Raw genomic sequence first — 24495 nt, forward strand, 5'->3', positions numbered from 1 at the left:
CCGCGCGTATCCTCCCTCGCATGGGGGACCAGACGCGCATCCCCGCCGACCACCGAGCCGCAGAGGAGACCTGGCGGGTACGCATCCGCAGCGTCGACGGCGGGATCCTGGGGGCGGGAATCCTGCTGGGCACCGACGCGGTACTGACCTGCGCCCACGTCGTCGCCCCGGCGGACCGGCGGGTCCTGGTGGACCTCGCCGGGGGCGGCACCCCGGTGGGGGCGCGGGTCCGCGAGGACGGCTGGGTGCCGGAGCTCGACGACCACTGCGGCGACGTGGCGCTGCTCCGGCTGGAACGCCCGCAGCGCGCGGACGGCGCCGCCCGGCTGTACCGCCTGCCACCGAGCGGCAACCGGCGCGTCCGCATGTACGGCTACCCGCACGGCCTGGACGACGGCATGTACGTGCAGGCCCGCCTCGCCGGTACCGCCGGCCCGCGCTGGGAGTGGGTGCAGATGGACCCCGAGCGGCCGGGCGAGTTGGTGCAGCGGGGGTTCAGCGGGGCGGCGGTGACCGACCAGCTGAGCGGACACGTCATCGGCATGGTGGTGGGCTTCTTCCACGACGGCTCGTCGCTGGGCGCCTCGTTCATGATCCCCACCGAGACGATCCTGCGTCACCTGCCGCAGGTGCGGCGGTGGGTCGACGGCGAGGAGGCGGTGGACGTGTCGCTGGCCTCACGGCCGGGCGCCCGTCCCCCCGATCCCGACTTCGCGGCCCGGATCGCCGGCTGGCTGGGCGGACGGGAGGACGCCTCCGCCGTGCGGATCACCGTGGTCGAGCCCACCGACGCCACCCGCTCGACGGCGCTGCGCCGGGCCATCGGCCTCGCCGTCCGGGAACCGCCACCCGGCTCCACCGCCCGGGCCGTCCCCCCGGCCGCCGCCACCCGGGGCACCGGGGCCGCCGCCGGGACCGAGCCGGGGCTGCCGCCCTCGACCGTCCCCCCGGTGGGCAGTCTGGACCTGGCCATCGACGTCGCCGGGCGCACCGTGGGCGAGGTCGCCACCCGGGTGGCCGACCGGATGGTGGGGCGGCTGGACGCCTCCTCCCCGACCGACCGGATCCGGGTGAGCGCGGTGCCGCTGACCATCCTGGTCGACGGCGTGGACGACGCCGTCGACCCGATGGCGCTCCTCGGCCTGCTGGGGCTGCTCGTCGCCCAGGGCTGCCGGCTGCTGCTGGTGTTCCACCGGTCCACCTCGCCGAGCCTGCGGCACGCCGAGGCCGAGCTGGTGGTCCGGCCGGCGCTGGCCCGGATCGCCGACCTGCTGGAGCGGGTCGCCGCCGTGGAGGAGGAGGTGCGGCGGCGCCGGGCGTACGTCGCACGACGGGTGGCCGACGTCCCGCCCGCCCCGGACACCGCCTTCGGCCTGCGGATCGGGCTGACCACGCTGCGCCAGGCCGACCCGCTGCGCGACCACCGCCGGCTGGTGGAGGACCTGCCGCGCTACGAGCGCGCGGCCCTGGCGGCGCGCGCCCGTGCCGAGGAGACGGGGCGGCGGCTGGAGGAGCTCCTCGGCCGGCGCGACGAACTCCGCGGCCGGCTCGGCGCCTACCAGGCGATGCTCGCCGACCACGGGCGCGCCGAGTGTCTGGAGGCGGCCACCGCCTACCGGGACGCCCACCACCTGCTGTACGACGGCCGGTGCGACCTGGCCGCGGCCGACGCGGCGGTGGCCGCGTTCGTCCGTGCCGTCGAGCACTGCGTGCGGCGGTGCCCCGACCCCGGCACCGGGGCCACCCGGTGACCGCCTGCCGCCACCCGGGCTGCGCCGGGACCATCGCCCCCACCGGGTTCTGCCGTGACTGCGGCCGGCGTCCGCCTCCCGCGCGCCCCACCCCGGCACCCCCGCCGCCCCCGGTCGGCGCGCCCGCCTCCTCCGGCGACGACCTGATGGCCCTGCCGACCCTGCGGGTCGACCCGAGCGAGCTGGTCATCGACCGGCCGCGGCCGCCGGAGGGTGGACGGCCGTGCGCCAAGGAGGGCTGCGACGCCGTCGTCGGCGCGGCGCACCGCGGGGAACCGCCGCTCAGCAGGGGGTTCTGCCCGGCCTGCCGCACCCCCTTCTCCCTGGAGCCCCGGCTGCGCCCCGGGGATCTGCTGGCGGACCAGTACCGGGTGACCGGCTACCTGAGCCACGGTGGTCTCGGCTGGCTGTACCTGGCCCAGGACACCCGGCTGGACGACCACCCGGTGGTGCTGAAGGGCCTGATCGACTCCCACGACGCCACGGCGCGGCGGGTGGCCGGCGCGGAGCGCCGTTTCCTCACCGACCTCGACCACCCGAACATCGTCCGCATCGTCAACTACGTGACCCACCCGCCCGTCGCCGCCGGTCCGCCGCCGGGAACCGAGCCGGAGGCCCGGGGGGACCCGGGGCCCGACCCGGCGGAGCCGACCGACTACATCGTGATGGAGTTCGTGCCGGGCCGGTCGCTGCGGCAACTGGTCGACGGACGCCTGCCGCTGTCGCCGGAGGACGTCCTGGTGTACGGCTGCGGCATCCTCGACGCGCTGGACTACCTGCACGGCAAGCAGTTGCTCTACTGCGACATGAAGCCGGACAACGTCATCCACTACGAGAACCGGATCAAGGTCGTCGACCTCGGCGGGGTGCGGCGCTTCGACGACCGGGACACGCCGGTGGTGGTCACCAGGGGGTACCTGCCGCCCGACGAGATCGCCCGGCACGGCCTGGGTGTGCGCTCCGACCTGCACACCGTGGGGGTGACGCTGCGGGAGCTGATGGAGGGCGTGATCGCCCCGCCGCCGGGTCTGGGCGCGGACTCGCTGAGGCGGGTGATCGACCGGGCGACCCGTCGTGATCCGGCCGAGCGGTTCGCCTCGGCCACCGAGATGGCCGTGCAACTGCGCGGCGTGCTGCGGGAGATCCGCTCGCTGCGGTCCGGACGGGAGTTCCCGGAGCCGTCCACGCTGTTCGCCCCGGCGGCGGGGCTGCTGGACTCCGGGCTCGGTCGGGTCCCCCGCCTGGAGCGGTGGACCGGGCACGCCGCCCCTTCCGCCGAGGCGGCGTCGGACACCGCCACCGAGGCGGGAACGAACACCCCCGCGGAGCGGGGCGCGGGGGACCGCGCAGGGCCCGGGTGGCTCCGTGCGTGGGGTGGCGTCCGGTCGCTCCTGGCCGGGCCCCCGGGAGCCGAACCGGCCTGGCGTCGCCCGGAGGTGCTGGATCCCGGTCTGCCGACGGCGTACCAGGTCGCGACCGAACTGCCGGTGCCCTACCCGCACCCGGAGGACCCGGCGGCGGCCCTGCTGACCGCGCTGGAGAGCAGCCCTGCGCAGCAGTTGGTGGAACAGGTGGGCGCCGTCCGGCCGCGCACCGTGGAGGTCGCCCTGTGCCTCGGCCGGGCCGAACTGCGGCTGGGCAGGCTCCCGGTGGCCGGCGAGTGGCTCGCCGCGGCGGCGCGCCTGCTCGGTTCCGCCGCCGCGCGCGACTGGCGGCTGGCCTGGCACCGCGGGCTGCTGGCGCTGGCCGGGGGCGACGTCGCCGCGGCGAACGCGGCCTTCGACGCGGTCTACGCCGCGCTGCCCGGCGAGTACGCGCCCAAGCTGGCGCTCGGCTACTGCGCGGAACGGCTCGGCCGGCCGGAGCTGGCCGGCCGCTACTACGAGGCGGTGTGGCGCCGCAACCGGTCCCAGGGCAGCGCGGCCTTCGGCCTGGTCCGGTTGCGGCTGGCCCGCGGGGACCGGCGGGGCGCCGTGGAGATCCTGGACCGGGTGCCGGAGTTCTCCCCGCACCACTCCCGGGCCCGGATCGCCGCCGTACGGATCCTGGTCGGCCGGCTGGCCGACGGGCCCGCGCCGGCGGAGGGGTTCCGGGAGGCGGCCCGCCGCCTGCCGAACCTCTACCCGGACGAGGGCGGGGCGGCCGGTGACGCCCGGGACCGGCTGACGGCGGAGGTGCGGGAGCTGGCGCTGGACCGGGTCCTGACCGAGCGCGGCGAGGAGTGGCTGCCGTCCGGCCCGCTGCTCGGCGAGCCGCCCACCGAGGAGCGGCTGCGCCGACTGCTGGAGACGTCGCTGCGCGACCTCGCCCGGCAGGCCCGGCACGCCGGGGAGCACGGGGCGCTCGTGGACCTGGCGAACGCGGTGCGGCCCATGACGCTGCGGTGAGCCCGTGGCGCCGCGGTGGGCCGATGGCGCCGCGGCGGGGCGGGCGGTGGACGGATGTCGGGAGCCGCGCGGGTGCGCGGCCCGCGGAGAGGGGGCGAGGAGCGCGAGAGGGACGGATGGGGCGGATCTGACCGTTGTCGCCAGGGCGAACGTTGGGGGGACGTGGTGAGCACGACGGACCACGCCGGGGCGGAGGCCGGCCCCGGCATCACGCTGAAGGTGAACCAGCAGAAGTACCTGCCCGCCGGGTCGGCGGAGCACGAGATGCACGCCGTGCTCACCGTCACGGCACGGGGGTTGCGGGCCGGCGCGGCGGCCGGGCCGGAGATGGCCGAGGTGATCGTCATCGACTGCTCCAGTTCGATGTGGCCGATGAAGATCACGGCGGCCCAGCGCGCCACGGCCGCGGCCGTGGAGGTGCTGCCGGACGGCACCCGTTTCGCGATCGTCGAGGGCACCCACGAGGCACGGGTGGTCTATCCGGGGTCGGGCGGCCTGGCGGTGGCCGGGCCGGACACCCGGGCCGAGGCGACGCGCGCCGCCCACCGGCTGGTGGCCTCGGGCGGCACCTCGGTGAGCGCGTGGCTGTCCCTCGCCCGGGAGCTGCTGGACGCGACGCCGGCACCGCTGCGGCACGTGCTGCTGCTCACCGACGGCAAGAACGAGCACGACGCGCCGGGTGTCCTCGATCGGGTGCTCGCGCAGTGCGTGGACCACTTCACCTGTGACGCCCGGGGAATCGGGGACGAGTGGGACGCGAAGGAGCTGACCCGGATCACCGGGAGGCTGCACGGCGCGGCCGACGCCGTCCTGGTGGAGGGCGACCTGGCCGAGGAGTTCCGGGCGGTGCTGCGGAGGGCCCTCGGGCGGACGCTGCCGGATCTGCGGCTGCGGATCACCCACCGGGCGGGCAGCCGGATCCGCATGGTCAAGCAGCTCTCCCCGACCGAGGCCGACCTCACCGCGCGGGGCCGCGAGGTGGAGGCGCACACCCGGGAGTACCCGACCCGGGCGTGGGGCGACGAGAGCCGCCAGTACCAGGTCTGCCTGACGGCCGAGGCCGGGCGGGACCCGAAGGGCGAGGACGTCCAGCTCGGCTACGTGGAGCTGGTGGTGGACGCCCCGGGGGTGCGGCTTCCGGAGCCGGAGGCCATCCTGGTGCACTGGACCGACGATCCGGCGCTGTCCAGCCGCGTCGATCCGCACCTGGACCACTTCGCCCGGCAGGCGGAGATGAAGCGGGCGGTCACCGCGGGCTGTGAGGCGCTGGACGACGGCGACCGGGCGGCGGCGCGGGAGGAGCTGGGCCGCGCCGTGCGGCTCGCGCACGCCCTCGGCGACGACCGGATGGTGCGGCGGCTGGAGAACCTGGTCGAGATCGAGGACGCGGCGGCCGGGCGGGTGCGCCTCAGGGACGTCATCCGCCCGCTGCACGTGCAGTCCGCCATCGTGAGCACCACGCACTCGGGGCTGGTCGGCGCCTCCGCGGGGGCGCGGGCGGGCGAGCCGTCCGGGGGCGCCGGGCGCCCCCACCCCTCCTCGCCGGACCGGGCGGGCGCGCCGGACGTCGTCTGCCGGGTCTGCGGTCGGCGCTCCCCGGCCGACGCCGCATTCTGCACGGCGTGCGGCACCGAGCTGCGGGAGGGGCGGTGACGACCCGGCGGTTCCTGGTGCGGCGGCTGGCCACCCTGCTGGTGCTCACCCTGGTCTCCTTCGGGGCGCTGCTGGTGGCCTACCACGGGGTGCACCGCAACTCCGCCGCGGTGCGCGCGGGGACCGTTCCGGTGATCGTCGAGGTGGCGACCGCGCGGGTCGCCCTGGAGCAGGCGCAGGAGGCGGCGGCGGAGAGCCTGCGCTCGGACTACGTACGGCTGGTGGGCACCGGTCAGGAGTTCGACGACCGGATCTCGGTGGCCAACCAGAGCCTGAACCGCGCCGCCTCGGGGAACGTCGCCGGCGAGGTCGGCCGGCGGACGCTGCAGACGGTGACCGGGCTGGTGGTCTCCTACACCGGCTGGATCCAGCAGGCCGACCGGCACAGGGACGATCCGGTGCTGCGCGAGGCGTACCTGTTCTACGCGGAGACCGTGCTGCGCCGGCCGGACAGCGGCATCCTGGCCCGGCTGGGCGCGTTGCAGGACGCGCAGCGGGCGGTGCTGCGGCAGCAGGTGTCCTTCGGCTGGGTGCTGTGGCTCAGCTGGATCTCGGCCACCGTGCTGGTCGCCGCCCTGACCGCCCTGCTGGTGCACACCCAGCGCTTCCTGCGCCGGCGGTTCCGGCGGCGGGTCAACCCGTGGCTGGTGGCGGCGACCGCCGTGCCGCTGGTCCTGGCCCCGCTGGCGGTGTTCACCGAGCACACCCAGGACCGGCTGGTCTCCTCCCGCCAGGAGGTGGAGGAGACGGTCCGGGCGCTGCCCCGGGGCGGTCAGCCGCGCGGCGCCGAGGAGCTGGGGGAGGTGGGCGCGACGATCAGACGGACCGCCACGGAGGTGGAGGAGCGGTTGGCCGGTACGGAGTGGCGGGCCGGCGCGCTGGTGTGGATCCCGGTGGGCGCGGCCTTCGTCGTGGCGGCCGTGCTGCTCGGCCTCCAGCCGCGCGTCGACGAGTACAGGTTCCAGCCGTGAGGGGCCGGTTCGGGCGGGTGGCGACCGCACTGGTGGCGCTGTTGCTGGTCGCGCTGGCCGCGCTGGGCTGGTACGTGCGCGCCGCCGGGGCGCGGGGCAGCGTGACCGTGCTGGCCTCCTGGACGGGCCAGGAGGAGGCGGCGTTCCGGGCGGTGCTGGCCGAGTTCACCGAGGAGACCGGCATCGCCGTCGACTACCAGGGCACCACGGCGCAGCAGGAGATCCTCTCCTCGCAGGTGCAGGCGGGCACCCCGCCGGACATCGCGGTGCTGCCGAGCGCCGGGGAGCTGGCGCAGTACGCGGTGGGCGGTTTCCTGCACCCGCTGCAGGACGTGATCGGCGCGGAGCGGTTCGACGCCTACGATCCGCTGTGGAGGCCGTCGCTGCGGTTGGACGGGGCGTCGGCGGTCTACTGGTTCCCGGTCAAGGTCGACGTCAAGAGCCTGGTCTGGTACGACACCGGGCGGTTCGGCGGGCCGGACGCCGCCGGGGAGCTGGCCCGGCTCGCGCCGGACGGCGACCAGTGGTGCGTGGGGATGGGGTCGGACGCGACGTCCGGCTGGCCCGGCACGGACTGGGTCGAGGACATCCTGCTGCAGCAGGCCGGGCCGGAGGTCTACCAGGCGTGGGCGACGGACCGGTTGGCGTGGACGTCGGAGGAGGTCCGGCGGGCGTGGGGGACGTGGCGGGACATCGTCACGGCGGGCTCCGCGGGCACCGCCGCCGAGGCGCTGACGACGGACTTCCGCGACGAGGCGGCGGGGCTGTTCGCCGATCCTCCGGAGTGCGCGCTGCGCCACCAGGGTTCGTTCGCCCGCGACCCGGGCACGCCGCGGGCGGGGTTCGTCTTCTCCTCCGAGGTGCTGCCGGGGGCCGATCCGGCGTCGGGGGCGCGGCAGGTCTCCGGGGACCTGGCCGCGATGTTCCGGGACACCCCGCAGGCCCGGGAGCTGGTCCGGTTCCTGGCCTCGGACGCCGCGCAGGAGTCGTGGGCGCGCAACACCGCCGAGGGCCTGCCGCGCCCGCTCTCGGCGAACGCCCGGGTGCCGGCCGGCGTCTACGGCACCGATCCGACGACGGCCCGGCTGGCGGAGGTGCTGCGGTCCTCCGACACGCTGTGCCTGGACGCGTCCGACGCGATGCCGCCGCCGATGCGGGACGCGTTCCAGCGGGCGGTCCTGGAGTTCCTCGGCGACCCGACCCAGATGGAGGAGCTGCTGGGGCAGCTGGAGGGCATCCGGGGCAGCCCGCGACTGGACGCGGAGACCTGGCTGCCCGCCGTCTGCGGCTGAGCCGCGCACCGGGCGGTGCGCGGCCCAGCCGGTGCGGTCAGTCCGCCAGCGGCAGGTACAGGCGGTTGCCCTGGGCGGCGAACTCGGCGGACTTGGCGAGCATGCCCTCCCGGATGGCGTCCTCGCCGTCGCCGGCGCCGTCGTCACCGAACTGCTCGGTGATGCTCCGGCTGATCTTCATGGAGCAGAACTTGGGGCCGCACATGGAGCAGAAGTGCGCGGTCTTGGCCGGCTCGGCGGGCAGGGTCTCGTCGTGGAAGGCGCGGGCGGTGTCCGGGTCGAGGGCCAGGTTGAACTGGTCCTCCCAGCGGAACTCGAAGCGGGCGTCGGACAGGGCGTCGTCCCACTGCTGCGCGCCGGGGTGGCCCTTGGCGACGTCGGCGGCGTGGGCGGCGATCTTGTAGGTGATCACGCCGGTCTTGACGTCGTCGCGGTTGGGCAGGCCGAGGTGTTCCTTGGGGGTGACGTAGCACAGCATCGCGGTCCCCCACCAGCCGATCATCGCGGCGCCGATGCCGGAGGTGATGTGGTCGTAGCCGGGGGCGATGTCGGTGGTCAGCGGGCCGAGGGTGTAGAACGGCGCCTCGTCGCAGATCTCCTGCTGGAGGTCGATGTTCTCCTTGATCAGGTGCATCGGCACGTGTCCGGGGCCCTCGACCATGGTCTGCACCTCGTGCCGGCGGGCGATCTGGGTGAGCTCGCCGAGGGTGCGCAGTTCGGCGAACTGGGCCTCGTCGTTGGCGTCGGCGATGGAGCCGGGGCGGAGCCCGTCGCCGAGGGAGAAGGTGACGTCGTAGGCGCGCAGGATCTCGCAGAGCTCCTCGAAGTGGGTGTAGAGGAAGCTCTCCTGGTGGTGGGCCAGGCACCAGGCGGCCATGATGGAGCCGCCGCGGGAGACGATGCCGGTCTTGCGGCGGGCGGTGAGCGGGACGTAGCGCAGCAGGACGCCGGCGTGCACGGTCATGTAGTCCACGCCCTGCTCGCACTGTTCGATGACGGTGTCCCGGTAGACGTCCCAGCTGAGTTCCTCGGCCTTGCCGTCCACCTTCTCCAGGGCCTGGTAGAGCGGGACGGTGCCGATGGGGACCGGGGAGTTGCGCAGGATCCACTCCCGGGTGGTGTGGATGTTGCGGCCGGTGGACAGGTCCATGACCGTGTCGGCGCCCCAGCGGGTGGCCCAGGTCATCTTGTCGACCTCCTCCTCGATGGAGGAGGTGACGGCGGAGTTGCCGATGTTGGCGTTGACCTTCACCAGGAAGCGCTTGCCAATGATCATCGGCTCGATCTCCGGGTGGTTGACGTTCGCCGGGAGCACCGCGCGGCCGGCGGCGATCTCCGCGCGGACCACCTCGGGGTCCAGGTTCTCCCGGAGGGCGACGAACTCCATCTCCGGGGTGATCTCGCCGCGCCGGGCGTAGGCGAGCTGGGTGACGGCGCGTCCGTCGCGGCCGCGGCGGGGGCGGCGGGGACGGCCGGGGAAGACGGCGTCGAGGTTGCGCAGGCCCCCGCGCGGGCTGGTGTGGCGGAGGCCGTCGTCCTCGGGGCGCGGCTCCCGGCCGGGGTACTCCTCGGTGTCGCCGCGCTGGACGATCCAGGGGTCGCGCAGGGGCGGCAGGCCCCGGCGCACGTCGGTGGGCTGGGCGGGGTCGGTGTACGGGCCGGAGGTGTCGTAGAGCGTCACCGTGCGGCCGTTGGTCAGCTGGACCTCGCGCGCCGGGACCCGCAGGTCCGGGCGGGAGCCCTGTCGGTAGGTCTTGCGGAAGACGTGCGTGGTCGCGTTCGCGCCGCTGTCGGAGGGCACGGAAGGCATGGCCATGTGAGACCTACTCCCTACGCCGGCATTACCCGGTCAGGTTCGGCGGTCGGCGCAGCGGTGTGCCGCCGGCCGTTCGGCCCGGCGCGGCGTCAGCGCCCTCTCAGCCCGGTGCTCCGAGCTCCCGCGTGTGCAATGACGCCCTTACGGTAGCCGCTCCCCGCCCGGGGTCAACAGGCGCCCGGCGTTCCCAGCCGGCGTTCCCAGAATGTGGACGGCCGGCTCCTGGGTACCTCCGAACGGGTGACACGGGGAGGTTTCACACGTGGCAAACGGGTGAATTCGGCGAAATCTTGCGCGCTTCCGGGTCTTTCGCGCCGATGGACACAGTGATCTCGCGTGGCTCCGGGAGATCCCCCGCCGGCCGTGACGCACGGGCGCGGCGGGGGCGACCGGAGGCACACGACGGGGGTGGGGGCCGCGGCGACCGTCGCGCGACTTGCGACGCTCGGCCGCGCCGGGTTGCCGAGGCCCGCTCCGGTCCGCGGTCGGACACACGTTCCACAGTCTCAGGAGGCGACGCATGTTCGGAACTCTGCTGTCAGGAGTCCACGAGGAGCTCCAGCAGCGGGTGGGGTCACTGCACCGCGCGGGCGGCCAGGCGCGGGCCGCCCTGCTGCCCAGCCGGGCCGGTGGCGTCCGGCTCGGCGCGGCGGGGCGTGCCGGCGTCGCCGGTGACGCCCCGGCCGGCGGCGGGGTGGCCGACCTGCCGGCCGCGCGGGGGCCGCGCGCCGGTGGTGTCGGTACCGCGCCGGTGGACGCGGCCGGGCCGGTGGAGACGGCCGGGCCGGGGGCGCCGGTGCGGGTCGCCGCGCGGGCCGTGGCGGCCCGCGGCGCGGCGGGCGCGTCCGAGGCGAGTTGCCCGGGACGGCGCCGCCCGCTGCTGGTGGGCTACCTGCCCGCCGGGTTCCCGGACCGGCGCACCGCCACCCGGGCCCTGCTGGCGATGGTCGAGGGGGGGTGCGACATCGTGGAGATCGGGGTGCCGTACAGCGATCCGGTGCTGGACGGACCGGCGATCCAGCGGGCCTGCGGGCACTCGCTGGCGGGCGGGACCCGGATGACGGACGTCCGGGACACGGTGCGGGAGGTCGCGGCCACCGGCACCGAGGTGTACGTGATGAGCTATTTCAGCCCGATCGACCGGTACGGGCGGAACCGTTTCGCCGAGGAGTTCGCCTCCGCGGGGGCCAGCGGGTGCATCCTGCCGGACCTGCCGGTGGAGAACGCCCGGCCGTGGCTGGAGGCCTCCCGGCCGCACGGGCTGAGCACGGTGTTCGTCCCGGTGCCCACGGCCGGGCAGGAACGGCTGCGCCGGATCGTCTCGGAGGCGTCCGGGTTCGTCTACGCCCCGGTCGGGCGCGGGGTGACCGGCAGCGGTGGTGGGCCGGCGGTCGGGGCGGCCGCGTTCGTCAACCGGATCCGGGCGCTGACGGACCTTCCCGTGTACGCGGGGATGGGCATCTCCTCGGGGCAGCAGGCCGCCGAGGTCGCCTCCTACGCCGACGGCGTGATCGTCGGCTCGGCGTTCGTCCAGCGTCTGCTCCAGGCGCGGTCCCCACGGGCGGGGGTGGCGGCGGTGCGGCGGCTGGCGGAGGAGCTGTCCGCGGCGGTCGCCGAGACCGCGGACGGCCGCTCGCACGCGGTGCGGGCCGGGGCGGCGGCCGGCGGTTCGACCGGGCGGGCGCGTTCGGCGGCCGGCGGCGCGCTCTGCGACGGCGCCAGCCTGCGGCGCTCGGCCGGTGCCGGCCGGTGGCGCTGGCCGCGGTGGGGCCGCTGACCGGTGGTCGGCCCCGGGTGGGGTGGCGGCCGGAAGGCGGCGGCCCGGTGCGGCGCGCGAGGGGCGCGCCGCACCGGGCACCGGTTCGGCCGAGGAGGGACGGCGGGCGCGGGCCCGCGGCCCGGCCTGGCCGGACGCCTTGGTGGCCGGACGCTGTCCGGACGCTATGGCTGTCCGGACGCTATGAGGGAACGTTTCAGCAGCGGCCGAGCAGGGTCTGCAGCGCGCTCTTCTCGGCCGAGTCGACGGCCAGGCCGTAGGAGTACTTCACCCAGATCCAGTTCTTGGCGTAGGTGCAGTGGTAGGCGGTGCGCGGCGGGACCCACTCGGACGGGTCGTAGTCGCTCTTGGCCTGGTTGGAGGAGCCCGAGACGGCGATCAGCTGGGCGATGTTCAGGTCGTTGGCGAAGGCCTGGCGGCGGGTGGTGGTCCAGGCGTGGGCACCGGAACGCCAGGCCTCGGCCAGGGCCACCACGTGGTCGATCTGGATGCCGGAGGCGGAGGTGACCGTGGCGCCGTCGTACACGCTGTACCAGGTGCCGCTGACGGCGGCGCAGTTGGCGTCGGTCACCACGTTGGTGCCGTCGCGGCGCAGCACGACCTCACGGGTGTTGCAGTTGTTGCCCTGGCTGATCCAGTGCGGGAAGAGGTCGCGGTCGTAGGTCGACTGGTTGGCCTCGGCGCGCACGGGGAGCGCGTTGAGGTAGCTCTGGATGGTGGACAGGCTGGGCGGGGCGGGCGGCGCGGCGTGGGCGGCCGGCGCCGGCAGCAGCGTGAGCGCGGCGACGAAGCCGAGCAGGGCGGTGAGGGAACGGAGGATTCGCGTTCGCATGGGACCCCCGGGGTCGTCGGGTCGGCGGGGACAGCCGGTCCCGACCAGGGTCCTGATGGTCCGTTACATTTAAATGTTGGTCATATGAACGATAAGCGACGCGTACAGGTCAACTCACTGCCCGTGTCCCACCCGCCCGTTCCCTCCCGCTTCCTCCCCCTCTCCCGCCCCGCCCGCCGCGGCGACCGTCGCCCCGCCCGCCGCGCCGCGCTCCGGCCGTCCGGCAGCGGGGAGCGCGGCCGGGGAGCGCCGGGCCCGGCTCAGTTCGGCACCGGGTCGGCCCCACCGTTGCCCGGTCGGCAGCGCCGCAGCCGAGCGATCGTCAGCAGGCCGCCGCGCAGCAGGCCGTGCCGGCGCAGCGCCCCGATCGCGTAGGCCGAGCAGGTGGGCGAGTAGCGGCAGCGGGCCGGGTACCGCGGACTGATCCGCAACTGGTAGTACCGAACGGCGGCGTGGGCGCGGCGGGCCAGTCCTCCCCGCGGCTGGCCCGGCTCGGCGGCGATGGTCCGGACGGTCTCCCCCACCCCGAGGCTCACCGCGACCACCGCGAGCAGCATCCGCAGGCTGAGCAGATTGAGGTCACAGCCGCCACAGCCGTCACAGCCACCACACCCGTCGCAGCCATCGCAGCCGTCCCGCTTGCGGCCGCTCCGCTGCGGGCGGGGCGGGCGGTTCCGGCGGAGGAAGCGCGCCCGCCGGGCGGCCCGCTCCCGCCGGCGCCGTTCCTCCTCGGCGGCCGGATCCGGCGGCATGCCGAACCCGGGGTGGCCCTGGGACATGTTCACTCTCCATCGTGCTCGATCGTCGTGGCCGGGCGTGTCCGGGCCGCGGCCGCCGTCCGGGGCCGACCCGTCAGGGGCCGAACCGGCCCGGACACGCCCAGGGACGATCAACCGCCGACGGCCGGTTCCAGCACCTCACGCAGGGTCCGGGCGGAGAGCACGGCCGGCACCGGGCGGCTGAGCCCGGCCACCGCGTCCAGCGCCGGGAAGGACCCGCGGGCGCCCGCCGCGGATGCGGCCACCACGGCGGCGTTCAGCAGGGCGTCGGTGCCGCGCCGGCGTCCGCCCCCGCCCTCGCCCCGGCCGGCCAGCAGGTGCGGCAGCGCGGCCCGCAGCGCCCGCCAGACGGCCCCGGCGGCGTGGGCGGCGCCGGCTGCGGCGTGCAGCGACCCGGCGAGCCGGGTGGTCGGCACCACCCCGGCCGCCGCCGCCCGACCGAGGCGGTCCCCGAACGCCTCCGGATCCCAGCCGTCCGCCCCTGCGCCGGCCGCCCTGGCCAGGTGGACCAGCGCGTCGGTCGCGGCTATCCGGTCCAGCGGATCCCGTGCCGCCAGGCCGCACAGCAGCGCCCGGTCCACGGCCGGGCCGCACGGCCCGTCACCGGCGACCAGCCAGGGCAGCAGTTCGGCGGCCCCGGACGGCGTGCCGGCGTCACCGTGCGGCAGCCGGTCCAGGCCGGCGGCGAGGGCGTGCGCGGCGAGCGCCTCGCGGTCGTCCGGGAGGACGACCGGCCAGGCCCACCAGTCCAGCGGGGGCGCGGCGGTCCGGCGTCGCCGCTGCGGCTCACCGGGCGCCGCTCCGGCCTCCTCCCCCACCGGCGCGTGCTCCGCCACCTCGGCCACCTCGGCCACCTCCGCCCCGCCGTGCGGGGCCGGCGGCGCAGGCGGCTCGGGCGGCGTCGGGAGGTCCGCCGGGCCGGTCAGTCGGGGGCGCGGGGCGTCGGCCGGCCCGCGCAGCCAGCGCTCCAGAGCGCCCAGGTGCTCCAGGAGCGCCCGGGCGACCGGCGGCCGCGCCCCGGCGCCCGCGCCATCACCGTCACCGTGCCGGAGGGAGCCGGAGGCCCCGGCATCCGGCCCCTCCTGCGGGACCGCCCCCAGGCCGGCCGCGACCAGCCGTTCCAGTCCTTCCCGCACACTGGCCGGCGCGTCCCCCGCGCCCGGCACGCCCTCCGCGCTCCCCGCACCGGGCGGCGCGGACGACGCTTGCGACACCGGCGACGCGTGCGACACGGGCGCGCCGCGGCGGGGCATCCGCCCCATGCCGGCCAGCAGGGTCCGCAGCGACTCCCGTCCCTCCCGCTCGACGTGGTCCCCGAGCGCCTGGAGCGCCCCGGCCAGCAGCACCGGATCGCGCCGCCCCCCGAGCAGCGCGCCCAGCGACTCCGGCAGCGCCGTCGGAACGACGCCCACCGGCAGCGGGCGCCCGGTCGTGGTGGCGCCGGACGTGGCGTCGCCGGCGACGCCGGCGACGCCCGCCTGCACACCGGCCGCCCTCGCGGCGGACGGTTCCGGCTCCGCCGGTCCGGGGCCGACGGGGCCGGGCAGTGCGCCACCGCCCTGGCCCGCCAGCCGGGCCAGCACCCGGGAGGCCGCCGCGCGAACGGCCGGCGCCGCGTGCCGGGTGGCCTCGGCCACCGCGGCGAGCAGCGGCTCGGTGCCCGGGCCGGGAGCGGCGCGCTCCAGGGCGCGCAGCTCGGCCAGGATCAGCCGCTGCTCCGGGCGGCGCAGCGCGGTCACGGTCACCGCGCGGCGCTGCCGTGGGCCGAGCGCCCCGGCCTCGTCGAGGGCGTGCAGGGCGCGCTGCGCGACGGCCGCCGCGGTGGAGGGCGCCTCGGCGAGCAGGACGAGCAGGACGGGCAGGTGCGGCCGCAGCTCGGCGGGGCTGGGGGCGAGCGCCCGCCAGCGGCGCAGCGGGCGACGGGCGGCCGCGTAGCCGCGGGCGCGGGTCAGCTCGCCGAGGCACTCCTCCAGCGCGTCCGCGCGCTCCGGGAGGGTGGGGACGGGCGGTTCCGGGATGGCGGGGGTCAGGGGTGTGGTCACGCGCTTCACCTGCCGTTCGGGTCGTTCGGTCCGGTGGCGGCCGGGTCGGTGGCCGGAGGGTGTGGGTGGGGCGGGCGCAGCCGTCCGCCGGCCGCGCGTCCGGCGGTGATCCGGGTGGCCAGGACGTGCTTGCAGGGGCCCCGACCACCGCGGAAGTACGCCCACCAGGGGCAGGTGCAGGTGGCGCGGCCGGGGGCGACGGTCACCCGCACCGGGCCGTTCCGGCCCTCCACGCTGGCCCGCAGCACGGCCTCGTGCCCGCCGCGGGGCTCCAGCCGCACGGCGCCGCGGGCCGCCAGCGCCAGCGCGCCGCTGAGCCGCGGCGGGAGCGCGGCGGCACGCCCCGCCGGGAGCGGCAGCAGCCGGTGGAACGGTTCCCCGACCGGCGCGGCACCGGCCGGGGTGGTGCCGGTGGGCGGGGCGAAGGTCCAGCCCAGGGTTCCGGCGGCGGCCAGGATGGCGTGGTCGTCACCGAGGTGGTCGTCGCCTGCCTCGGTGCCCCAGGGCGCCTCCAGCACGGCGCCCTCGCCGGGCAGCCCGCGCGCCGGCTCGGGCGAGAGCAGGAGGGTCAGCCGGGCGCCGCCGGTCTCGCCGGTGACCTGCCAGGCGGACGGGGCCGGTTCGGCGCCGTGCCCGACGGCCGGGCCGAACAGGCGCAGTTCGCGCAGCGAGGGCAGCAGCCGGCGCAGCGGCGCCAGCCGGCCGGGCCCGGGCAGGCAGACGGCTCCCGGCTCCGCCCGGGTGCTCAGCCGGGGGCCGGCCGCCTCGGGGACCACCCAGAGCGCGGCGTCCGGCGGGAGCGTGGCCAGCTCGTGCAGCAGCCGCAGCGCGACGGGCGCGGCCAGCACGGCGCGCGGCCGGAAGCCGGAGGTGAGCGCGTAGGCGGCGGCGAGCACCTCCGGGTGGCGGGGGTGCGGCGCGGTGGGCTCCAGGCCCAGCTCCCCGCCCGGCGTGGCCGCCAGGGTGAGCCGGTCGGTGTGCAGGGTGGCGGTGGGCCGGGCGGCGGCGGTGGCCGACCGCGCCCAGGCCAGCAGCCGGCCGCCGGGGAGCAGGGCGAGGCCGGCGGGGGCGGTGGCCGTCGCGTCGGTGGCCGTGTCGGTGCCCACCGCATCGGTGGCCGTCGCGTCGGCGGTGCCCACGCCGGTGGCCGCCACGCCGGGCAGATCCAGCAGGGCGTACACCCCTCGGCAACGCGAGACGGCCTCCAGGTGGAGGCGGCCTGCCCAGGCCGTGCCGAGCAGCGGCATCGGGGCGGCCCGGCCGGTCCGGTGGTCGGCGTCGTGCACGTCGAGCAGTGCGGTCAACCCGCGGGCGTCCGCGTGGGCGTCGAAGCGGGTGGTGGAGGTCGGCGGTTCCGGATCGTCGCAGGTGGTGGAGGGGTTGGAGGGATGCCCCGCTGCCGGGCCGGTGGCGCCGGGCAGCGGTTCGGAGACACGTTCCGTGTGCGCCATGACGACCAATCTACGGGCCGCCACCGACAGTCCTGACGGTTCGTCAGATAGGCTGCGGGTGGCCGCGCCGGGGTCTCCGAAGGCCCGGACTTGACCTTCACACCGGTGTCAGGGTGCAGCCTGCGCGACATGACCCAATCCACGACGGAGCGCGCCGTCACCCTCACTTCCACCGTGCTCGGTTCCGGCCCGGGGCTGCTGCTCGCCCACGGCGCCACCGGGAGCATCGAGACCAACTTCGCCCCGGTGCTGCCGGCCCTCGCCGCCGGCCACACCGTGGTCGCCCCCGACTACCCCGGCTCGGGGGCGACTCCCGCCGCCACCGCCCCGCTCACGCTGGACGCGCTGGCCGACGCCCTGGTCGCCGAGGCGGAGGCGGCCGGTGTGGACCGCTGCACGGTGCTCGGCTTCTCCCTGGGCACCGCGGTCGCCGTGCGGGCCGCCACGCGACACCCCGACCGGGTCGCGGGCCTGGTGCTCACCGCCGGCTTCGCCACGCCCGACCCCGGGCTGCGCCGGGCCACCCACGACTGGCAGCGCAACGTGCCGGCCGGTCACGTCAGGCAGGTCGAGCTGGTCCGTGAGGTGGACACCACCGCTGACCTGGCCGGGATCACCGTGCCCACGCTGGTCATCGCCACGACCCGGGACACGCTGGTCGCCCCGGTCGGCTCCCGGGCGCTGGCCGACGGCATCCCGGGCGCGCGGTACACCGAGATCGCCGCCGACCACCTGGTGATGGTGGAGCGCCCCGACGAGTGGCGGGACGCCGTCCTGCGCTTCCTCGGGGAACACCGCCTGTAACGGCGGCATGGTGCGGCGTCAGCCGCCGGCCGGGGCCGGCGCCTCGCCCTCCCGCGGCTCGTTCTCCCCGGCGGCGCTCTCCCGAGCAGTACCCTCCCGGGCGGCGCTCTCCCGGGCCGCCAGGACCCGCTCCAGCGCCGCCGAGGCCGCCGCGCCGGCCCGGCCCGTCTCGGCGGCCGCCACCCCGCGCAGCCAACCGAGGGCGGCCGGAACGGCGTCCGTCTCGCCGGGCGCCTCCTCCTCCGGCCGCCCCGGGCCGGCGAGCAGCAGCTCCGCCGTCGCGTCGACGATCGCCGCCCGGACCTGGGCGGTCGGCTCGACGGCGAAGCGGTCCTGGAGCGCCGGCAGGCAGGCGCCGCGGCAGTGGTCGAGCTCGGCCAGCAGGCCCACCGCCTCCAGCCGCACCGGCTCCTCCAGGTCGTCCAGCAGCGGGAGCAGCACGGGGAGTTGACGCGCCAGCGCGGTGCGGCAGGCGGCGACCACCCCGGCGCCCTCCCAGGCGCCCGTGGTGATCCGGGCCGCACCGGCGATCCCCGCCAGCGTCCGCAGCACCCCGTCCCGCTCCTCCGCCGCCGCGTCCGCGGCGACCTCCGCCAGGAAGGGCACCACGTGCGGCGCCGCCGGGTAGACGACCGTGCCCTCGTGCACCAGGTCGGTGTCCAGCCGGGCGCGCGCCTCGCGGCAGCGTTCGGCGTCACCCAGCGCCCGGAGCAGGTCCGGCACGTCCGTGGCCGTCCCGTAGGCGTGGGTCAGCGCCTCCCACGGGACGTCGTTGAGACCACTCAGCATGGTGCGACGGTAACAGCGGGGACCGACGCCGCCGGGCGGATTCACCCGCGCGGCCGGATCCGCCCCCACCCCGGCGACCCCGTGTCCGAAAACCCGCTCCCGCCCGGGGAACCGGTCGGCGCCGGCGGCGACCGGGGCCGTTCGACGGCGGGGATAGGGCCCAAGGTCCCGTGACGATGGCCTGCCACGGCGGTTCCATGGAGGCATGAACGGCACGATCCCCATGGAACGCCCCGCGCCGGACGGCGTCCTCCCCGGCACGCCCCTGCTGGACGGCCGCGGAGGGACCCGGGGAAACACCGACCGGGAGCTCGCCGTGGCCACCGTTCGACTGCTGCTGCGCGCCCACACGCCCGGACGTCCGCTCCCGATCGGCACCCCGGGCACCCCCGCCGCCCGGCGTGCCCCACAGGCCCCGGACACCCCGGGCGTCCCCGGCGCCCCCGGTCCTGCCGGCCTCCCCCGCACCCCCGGCTCCCCCGGCTCCCCTGACGACTGTTCGGTGGCCCGGCTGGGCTGGGCGGAGTGGGACCTGCGGGCGAACACCCTGTACTGGTCCCCCGGGATGTACCGGGTCTTCGACCGGCGCCCGCAGGACGGACCGCTGCCGCTGGAGACGCTGGTGGCCGCGATCGTCGGCGACGAACTGCCGGCGCTGCTGCGCGAGGTCCACGACTGCCTGGTCACCCACCGCGCCACGGAGGCGGTCCACCGCTACCGCCTGGGCGGCGCGGAGCGCCACGTGCGGGTCGTCGCCGAGCCCCGCGTGGAGGAGGGACGGCTGGCCACGGTGCGGGTGGTGGCCGCCGACGTCACCCCGCTGCGGCGGGTGGAGTCCCAGCTGTCGCGGGAACGTCAGCAGGCGGCGGTCGAGCGGCGCGTGCTGCGGCGTCTGCGCGAGGCCACCCGGCCGCGGATCCACCCGGGCGACGGGCTCGCCGGGCTGGAGGTGAGCGTCGCCTACCGCCCCAGCGAGCCGGAGGCGCAGGTCGGCGGCGACTGGTTCAAGGTGCGGGCGCTGCCAGCGGAGCGGGTGCTGCTCTCGGTCGGGGACGTGTGCGGACACGGCCTGGACGCGGTCTCGCTGATGACCCAGGTGCGCGGCGCCCTCGCCGGGCTGGCGTACTCCCGTGAGGACGTCGGCCACCTCACCGGGTGCCTGAACGCGCTGGTCTGCGACGCGCCGGACGAGCGGACGGCCACCGCCTTCGTCGCGCGCTTCGACGCCGCCTCCCGGCACCTGGAGTGGGTGAGCGCGGGCCACCCGCCGCCGGTCCTGGTCCGCGAGGGCACCGCGATGCCGCTGCCCGGCACCCAGTGCCCGCTGCTCGGGGCCGTGCCGGGGCTCGCCTACCGGGCCACGACCACCGAGCTGCGGCCCGGGGACCTGCTCCTGCTGCACACCGACGGGCTGGTCGAGCGGCCCGGTCTGGACTACGACCAGGGTCTGAGGGCGCTGCTGGAGGCCGCAGGCCGCTGCTCCGGGTGGACCGCGGCGGACACCGTGCCGGCCGTGCTGGACCACGTCCACGCGCTGCTCGGCGCGGGCCCGGACGACGTCTGCCTGATGGCCGCGCGCGTCCGGTAGGGGCGCCCTCCCTCGCCACGCCCTGCGCGCTGCCCCAATTGCCCGGGGGGTTCACGCTCGTCCACTGCCGAACATTGCCCCCTTGCGCTCCCCGCACCCCTTGCGCTATCCCCATTGACCAGGGGGTTCGCGGTTATCCACAACCGAGAATTGCCCTCTTGCGCCCGCCCCGTCTTCTGCGCTATCCCAGTTGACCAGGGGGATTCGCGGTTATCCACAGCCCAGAATTGCCCCCTTGCGCTCCCCCCACCCCCTGCGGTACCCCAATTGACCAGGGGGGTTCATGGTTGTCCACAGCCGAAAAATACCCCCTTGCGCCCCCGACAAAAGGCAGCCGTACACCCCAAACGGAAATCGGGGCCGGCGCCCCGCCCCCGCTTCGCGGCGCCTCAGACCCCGAACGGGGCCGGGTAATGAATGGTGCCGCTCGGGATCGGCGCCGCCTCGTCCAGCACCAGGGCCATCATGGCCTCGTCCGGCACCGGGAAGGTCGGGGCGATGCCGCGCTCCGAGGCGGGCGTGAAACCGAAGCGCGGGTAGTACTCCGGGTGGCCGAGGACGAGCACCAGGGGCTCCCCGCGCGTCCGCGCGGCGGCCAGCGCGGCCCGCACCACGGCATCGCCGACGCCCCGGCGCTGGTGGTCGGGGTGCACGGCGACCGGCGCGAGGGCGAGCGCCGGGGAGTCGTCGACCCGGCAGCGGGTCAGCAGCGCGTACCCCACGACCGTCCCGTCGGCCGCCTCGGCCACCCAGGACAGGCCGGGCAGCCACGCCTCGTCCTGGCGCAGCGCGTCCACCAGGTCGGCCTCCAGCGCGGTGGGGAAGGCCGCGAGGTTCACCGCGCGTACCGCGTCGCGGTCCAGCTCGGTCTCCGGTCGGGTCCGCCAGGTCGTGGGCATCGGTCGTGAACTCCCGGGGTCGGTGGGAAAACGGCTGGTCGGCCGTGTGGGCAGGCCCATCCTCGGCGACGGCCGCGCCGGTTGTCTCCGGCTTTTCCGGTGCCGGACGGATCACCCTTTCGGACGAGGGCCGTGGGACGGGTGTGGACAACGTAGGCTGCTGCGCGATCCGAGTCGGTGAGGTGGGAGGGATCGGCATGTCCGAGCGGTACGTGGTGGTCGGCGAGGCTCTGGTGGACCTGGTGGGGCAGCCCGACGGGCGCACCTTCGTGGCGCATCCGGGGGGCAGCCCGGCGAACGTGGCCTTCGGCCTGGCCCGGCTCGGCCGGTCGGCGACCCTGGTGACCCAGCTGGGGCCGGACCCGCTCGGGGAGTTGGTGCGCGAGCACCTGCTGGGGGCCGGGGTGGAGCTGGACCCGGCCGCCGACGGCGCGGAGCGGCGGACCAGCACCGCGCTGGTCGCGCTGGACGCCAAGGGGGCGGCCTCGTACGACTTCCACATCGACTGGGAGCTGCCGGGGCTGCCCGAGCTCGCGGCGGACGCGGTGGTGCTGCACACCGGGTCGATCGCGGCGGCGATGCTGCCGGGCGCCGACACCGTGGAGGAGTTGTTCCGCCGGGAGCGGGAGCGCGGGGCGGTGACGCTCTCCTTCGACCCGAACTGCCGGCCGGCCCTGATGGAGCCGCACGAGCGGGCGGTGGCCCGGGTGGAGCGCCTGGTGGCGCTGAGCGACGTGGTGAAGGTGAGTGACGAGGACCTGGGGTGGCTCTACCCCGGTGAGCCGGTGGAGCGGGTGGCCGCGCGCTGGCAGGCGAGCGGTCCCGCGCTGGTGGCGGTGACCCGTGGCGGGGAGGGCGTGCACGCGGTGGCCGCCTCGGGCGCGGTGGACCGCCCCGCCGTGCCGGTGCGGGTGGTGGACACCGTGGGCGCGGGCGACTCCTTCATGTCCGGGCTGCTGGACGCCCTCGGCAGCCACGGGCTGCTCGGCGGCGAGCGCCGGGAGGCGCTGCGCGCCATCACCGGGGAGGAGCTGACCGCCGTGGTCGGCCACGCCGCGCTGGCCGCCGCCATCACCTGCTCGCGCAGCGGCGCCATGCCGCCCACCTCCGACGAACTGGCCGAGGCCGCTGGGGCCGGCGGGGTGCAGGCCACCGGGGCGGAGGCCGCGAACGCGTAGCCCCGGCGCGGCGGCGCGGCGGCCGGGCGCCGGCCGGGCGGGCGGAACCGGGGGCCGGCCGAGCCCCTGACGGGCGGTGAGGTTAGGTTGGCCTTAACCAGCGACCGACCCGGTCCCGGGGACGCTCGGCCGGCCCACGGCACGGCGTCCCCGAGGCACCGGGGCTTCCCCGAGGAGAGCAGCGCTCATGAGCGGCACGAGCACGATCACGGCCAACCCGTTCCGCTTCTTCGACCTGAGCGTCGTACGGGCCGCGCGGCTCGGGCCGTCGGTGGTGCGGATCACCTTCGGCGGCGAGTCGCTGAGCGCGTTCGCCGGCGGGGGCCGTGACCAGAGCCTGTCGCTGTTCCTGCCGCAGCCGGGGCAGCCGGCGCCGGTCCTCCCCGCCGAGGACTGCGACGACTGGTTCGCCGCCTGGCGGGCCGTCGACGACGGGGTGCGCGCCGTGATGCGGTCGTACACCGTCCGGGAGAGCCGCCGCGAGCCGGACCACGAGATCGACATCGACTTCGTGCTGCACGGCGACGCGGGCCCGGCCTCCCGCTGGGCCGCCCGGGCCCGGGTCGGCGACCGGGTCGTCGTGCTCGGTCCGGCGGTCCCGGAGAACTCCGGGGTGCGTTTCCAGCCGGTGCCGGGCACCGACTGGGTGCTGCTCGCCGCCGACGAGACCGCGTTGCCGGCGGTCGAGGGCATCCTGGCCTGGCTGCCCGCCGGGACCCGGGCCAAGGTCTGGATCGAGGTCCCGCACGCCGAGGACGCCCGGCCGCTGCCCACCGAGGCGGACGCCGAGATCACCTGGCTGCCCCGGGACGCTCCCGCCGACCGCCGCCGGGGCCTGGTCGAGGCGGTGGGCGCGGCCGAGTTGCCGGCCGGCAGCCCGTACGCCTGGATCGCCGGTGAGGCGGGTACGGTGCGGGCGCTCCGCCGCCACCTGGTCGGCGAGCGGGGCCTGGACCGCCGGTCGGTCACCTTCGTGGGCTACTGGCGCCGTGGGGCGAGCGAGGAGGACCTGCGGAACGAGGCCATGGCCGCGGCGGTCGCGGGCGACGCCTGATCCCTCGTTGCCGGAACCCGGGCCGCGCCGCTGCGAGTCTGGGAGGAGGGGGCCGAGGCGAGAGGGCGAGCGATTGCGACAGGATCAGCGGCGACCGGTGGGTGAGCCGGCGTCCGGCGGAGTACCGGGCGCCGGAGTGTCGGGCGCCGGAGTTCCGGCCGTCGGGCCGGGGCCCGGCGGGGCCCCGCCCCCTGAGGGTGGTCCGGGGTCGCCGGCGCCCCCGGGCGGCGACGGCGCAGCCCGGCGCGGGCGGGGCCGGCGGCTCGCCGGGCGGCTGGTGCTCCTGCCGAGCGGGCCGGGGCGCCGGCTGGCCGCCGCCCTCGCGGTGGTGCTGCTCGGCGGGACCACGTTGCCGCTGCTGTGCCGCGCGTTCGGCTGGGACGACGTCACCCCGTGGGCGCAGCTGCTGGCGTTCTTCCCCTACCTGCTGGTGCCCGCCGGCCTCGCGCTGCTGCTGGCGGCGGTGGCGCGTTGGCCGGTCGGGGTGGTCTGGGCGCTGCTGGCGGCCATCGGCGTGGGGTGGCTGCTGGTGCCGGCGCCGGGCCCGGCGACCGCCGAGGGGGCGGCGAGCCCCGCGCCTGTGGCCACCCGGCTGCGGATCCTGACCGCCAATCTGCTCTTCGGCACGGCCACCGATGCGCTGGTGGACCTGCTGGCCGGGCAGCGGCCCGACATCGTGGCGCTCCAGGAGTGCGACACGGCCTGCGGCGAGCGGCTCCAGCGGCCGGACCTGCTGGCCGCCTATCCGCACCGTCTGCTGCGGACGGCCCCGGGCGGCGAGGGCTCGGCGATCCTCAGCCGCCATCCGCTGCGGCCGGCGGAGGACGTTCCGGGCCTGTTGGCCATGCCCGGCGCGGTGGCGACCATCGCCGGGCAGGAGGTGCGGGTGCAGGTGGCGCACCCGATGCCGCCGCTCCCGGACGGTGTGGGGCGCTGGAGCGCCGAGCTCGGGAACGTGCGGGAGTTCGCGCGGAGGCGCGCGGCGGAGGGCGGGCCGACGATTCTGGCGGGGGACTTCAACGCCACCCGGTACCACTCCGGGTTCCGGGCGATCCTAGCCGAGGGGGGCCTCTTCGACGCGGCGGAGACGGCCGGCCGGCATCTGACGCCGACCTGGCACGGGCCGTTGGGCCTGGGCACGCCGATCGATCACGTGCTGCTGTCGGAGGAGTTCCGGGTGCGGGCGGTCTCCGTCACCGACCTGCCCGGCTCCGACCATCGGGCGGTGCTGGCGGAGGTGGACTTCCACCCGGTCGACTGACCCGTCCCCGCCTGGTGTTGCCTCCCGGTGGTTGGATCCCCGCCCGCCCCGACCGCTCCGGGTCCGCACGACACCGGAACGCCGGCGGGCCCGGATGCGACGGGCGGGGATGGGCGGCCGGGCACGGGCGGCGCGCTGCGGCGCGAGGGTATGCGCCGCCCGTGCCCGGAC

At 76.8% G+C, this 24495-nt stretch carries 17 protein-coding genes and 1 pseudogene; 11 read left to right on the top strand and 7 right to left on the bottom strand.

Features of this window, described 5'->3' with window-relative positions:
* Positions 1-20 precede the first annotated feature (20 nt).
* The 5 genes from FHU37_RS28945 (at position 21) to FHU37_RS10155 (ending at position 8054) form a co-directional block, all read left to right on the top strand.
* Positions 21-1751, top strand: a complete 1731-nt coding sequence (locus FHU37_RS28945; protein WP_179813888.1) for a S1 family peptidase — start codon at positions 21-23, stop codon at positions 1749-1751.
* Positions 1718-4138, top strand: a complete 2421-nt coding sequence (locus tag FHU37_RS10140) for a serine/threonine-protein kinase (RefSeq protein ID WP_218903996.1) — start codon at positions 1718-1720, stop codon at positions 4136-4138. The genes FHU37_RS28945 and FHU37_RS10140 overlap by 34 nt, the downstream gene beginning before the upstream one ends.
* 165 nt (positions 4139-4303) lie before the next feature.
* Positions 4304-5791, top strand: a complete 1488-nt coding sequence (locus FHU37_RS10145) for a vWA domain-containing protein (protein WP_312892529.1) — start codon at positions 4304-4306, stop codon at positions 5789-5791.
* Positions 5788-6762: a GlnX family signal transduction membrane protein gene (locus FHU37_RS10150; protein WP_179813889.1), complete on the top strand. Its 975-nt coding sequence runs from the start codon at positions 5788-5790 to the stop codon at positions 6760-6762. The genes FHU37_RS10145 and FHU37_RS10150 overlap by 4 nt, the downstream gene beginning before the upstream one ends.
* Entirely contained in the window at positions 6759-8054 is a 1296-nt protein-coding gene (locus FHU37_RS10155) for an ABC transporter substrate-binding protein (RefSeq protein ID WP_179813890.1), read from the top strand. Before FHU37_RS10150 ends, FHU37_RS10155 begins: the two co-directional genes overlap by 4 nt.
* 37 nt (positions 8055-8091) lie before the next feature.
* Here FHU37_RS10155 and thiC read toward each other — a convergent pair whose 3' ends face one another.
* Positions 8092-9864 (bottom strand): phosphomethylpyrimidine synthase ThiC, encoded by a 1773-nt coding sequence (thiC, locus tag FHU37_RS10160; RefSeq protein ID WP_376774020.1) that lies wholly within the window; start codon positions 9862-9864, stop codon positions 8092-8094.
* A 526-nt stretch (positions 9865-10390) separates the two neighbouring features.
* Here thiC and trpA point away from each other — a divergent pair.
* A complete protein-coding gene (gene trpA / locus FHU37_RS10165; RefSeq protein ID WP_218903997.1) occupies positions 10391-11647 on the top strand; it encodes a tryptophan synthase subunit alpha in 1257 nt (418 codons plus the stop codon).
* A 196-nt stretch (positions 11648-11843) separates the two neighbouring features.
* Here trpA and FHU37_RS10170 read toward each other — a convergent pair whose 3' ends face one another.
* The 4 genes from FHU37_RS10170 to FHU37_RS10185 form a co-directional block, all read right to left on the bottom strand.
* The gene (locus FHU37_RS10170; RefSeq protein WP_179813892.1) at positions 11844-12479 is read right to left on the bottom strand and encodes an HNH endonuclease family protein; all 636 of its coding nucleotides are present in this window, start codon (positions 12477-12479) and stop codon (positions 11844-11846) included.
* Between the two features lie 260 nt (positions 12480-12739).
* On the bottom strand, positions 12740-13258 hold the full coding sequence (yidD, locus tag FHU37_RS27985) for a membrane protein insertion efficiency factor YidD (RefSeq protein ID WP_246449724.1): 519 nt from the start codon (positions 13256-13258) through the stop codon (positions 12740-12742).
* 110 nt (positions 13259-13368) lie between these two features.
* The gene (locus FHU37_RS10180) at positions 13369-15300 is read right to left on the bottom strand and encodes a hypothetical protein (RefSeq protein ID WP_179813893.1); all 1932 of its coding nucleotides are present in this window, start codon (positions 15298-15300) and stop codon (positions 13369-13371) included.
* Between the two features lie 5 nt (positions 15301-15305).
* Positions 15306-16751, bottom strand: coding sequence for an SWIM zinc finger family protein (locus FHU37_RS10185; protein ID WP_179813894.1), 1446 nt, complete (start codon positions 16749-16751; stop codon positions 15306-15308).
* Positions 16752-16880: 129 nt separating this feature from the next.
* Between FHU37_RS10185 and FHU37_RS10190 the strand changes: the two genes are divergently transcribed.
* Positions 16881-17555: an alpha/beta fold hydrolase gene (locus FHU37_RS10190; protein WP_179813895.1), complete on the top strand. Its 675-nt coding sequence runs from the start codon at positions 16881-16883 to the stop codon at positions 17553-17555.
* A gap of 18 nt (positions 17556-17573) precedes the next feature.
* Here the strand turns inward: FHU37_RS10190 and FHU37_RS10195 are convergent, their stop codons facing one another.
* Complete coding sequence (locus FHU37_RS10195; RefSeq protein WP_179813896.1) at positions 17574-18344, bottom strand: hypothetical protein; 771 nt, start codon at positions 18342-18344, stop codon at positions 17574-17576.
* 205 nt (positions 18345-18549) lie between these two features.
* Here FHU37_RS10195 and FHU37_RS10200 point away from each other — a divergent pair, with 205 nt between their 5' ends.
* Positions 18550-19932 (top strand): SpoIIE family protein phosphatase, encoded by a 1383-nt coding sequence (locus FHU37_RS10200; protein ID WP_179813897.1) that lies wholly within the window; start codon positions 18550-18552, stop codon positions 19930-19932.
* Between the two features lie 389 nt (positions 19933-20321).
* Here FHU37_RS10200 and FHU37_RS10205 read toward each other — a convergent pair.
* Positions 20322-20837, bottom strand: a pseudogene (locus tag FHU37_RS10205) (GNAT family N-acetyltransferase); the annotation flags it as partial.
* Between the two features lie 191 nt (positions 20838-21028).
* Between FHU37_RS10205 and FHU37_RS10210 the strand changes: the two are divergent.
* The 3 genes from FHU37_RS10210 (at position 21029) to FHU37_RS10220 (ending at position 24324) form a co-directional block, all read left to right on the top strand.
* Positions 21029-22009: a carbohydrate kinase family protein gene (locus FHU37_RS10210; RefSeq protein WP_179813899.1), complete on the top strand. Its 981-nt coding sequence runs from the start codon at positions 21029-21031 to the stop codon at positions 22007-22009.
* Positions 22010-22196: 187 nt separating this feature from the next.
* On the top strand, positions 22197-23063 hold the full coding sequence (locus FHU37_RS10215; protein ID WP_179813900.1) for a siderophore-interacting protein: 867 nt from the start codon (positions 22197-22199) through the stop codon (positions 23061-23063).
* Positions 23064-23340: 277 nt separating this feature from the next.
* Positions 23341-24324: an endonuclease/exonuclease/phosphatase family protein gene (locus FHU37_RS10220; RefSeq protein ID WP_179813901.1), complete on the top strand. Its 984-nt coding sequence runs from the start codon at positions 23341-23343 to the stop codon at positions 24322-24324.
* Positions 24325-24495 lie beyond the last annotated feature (171 nt).

Origin of the sequence: Allostreptomyces psammosilenae (assembly GCF_013407765.1) — a bacterium.
Lineage (GTDB): Bacteria > Actinomycetota > Actinomycetes > Streptomycetales > Streptomycetaceae > Allostreptomyces > Allostreptomyces psammosilenae.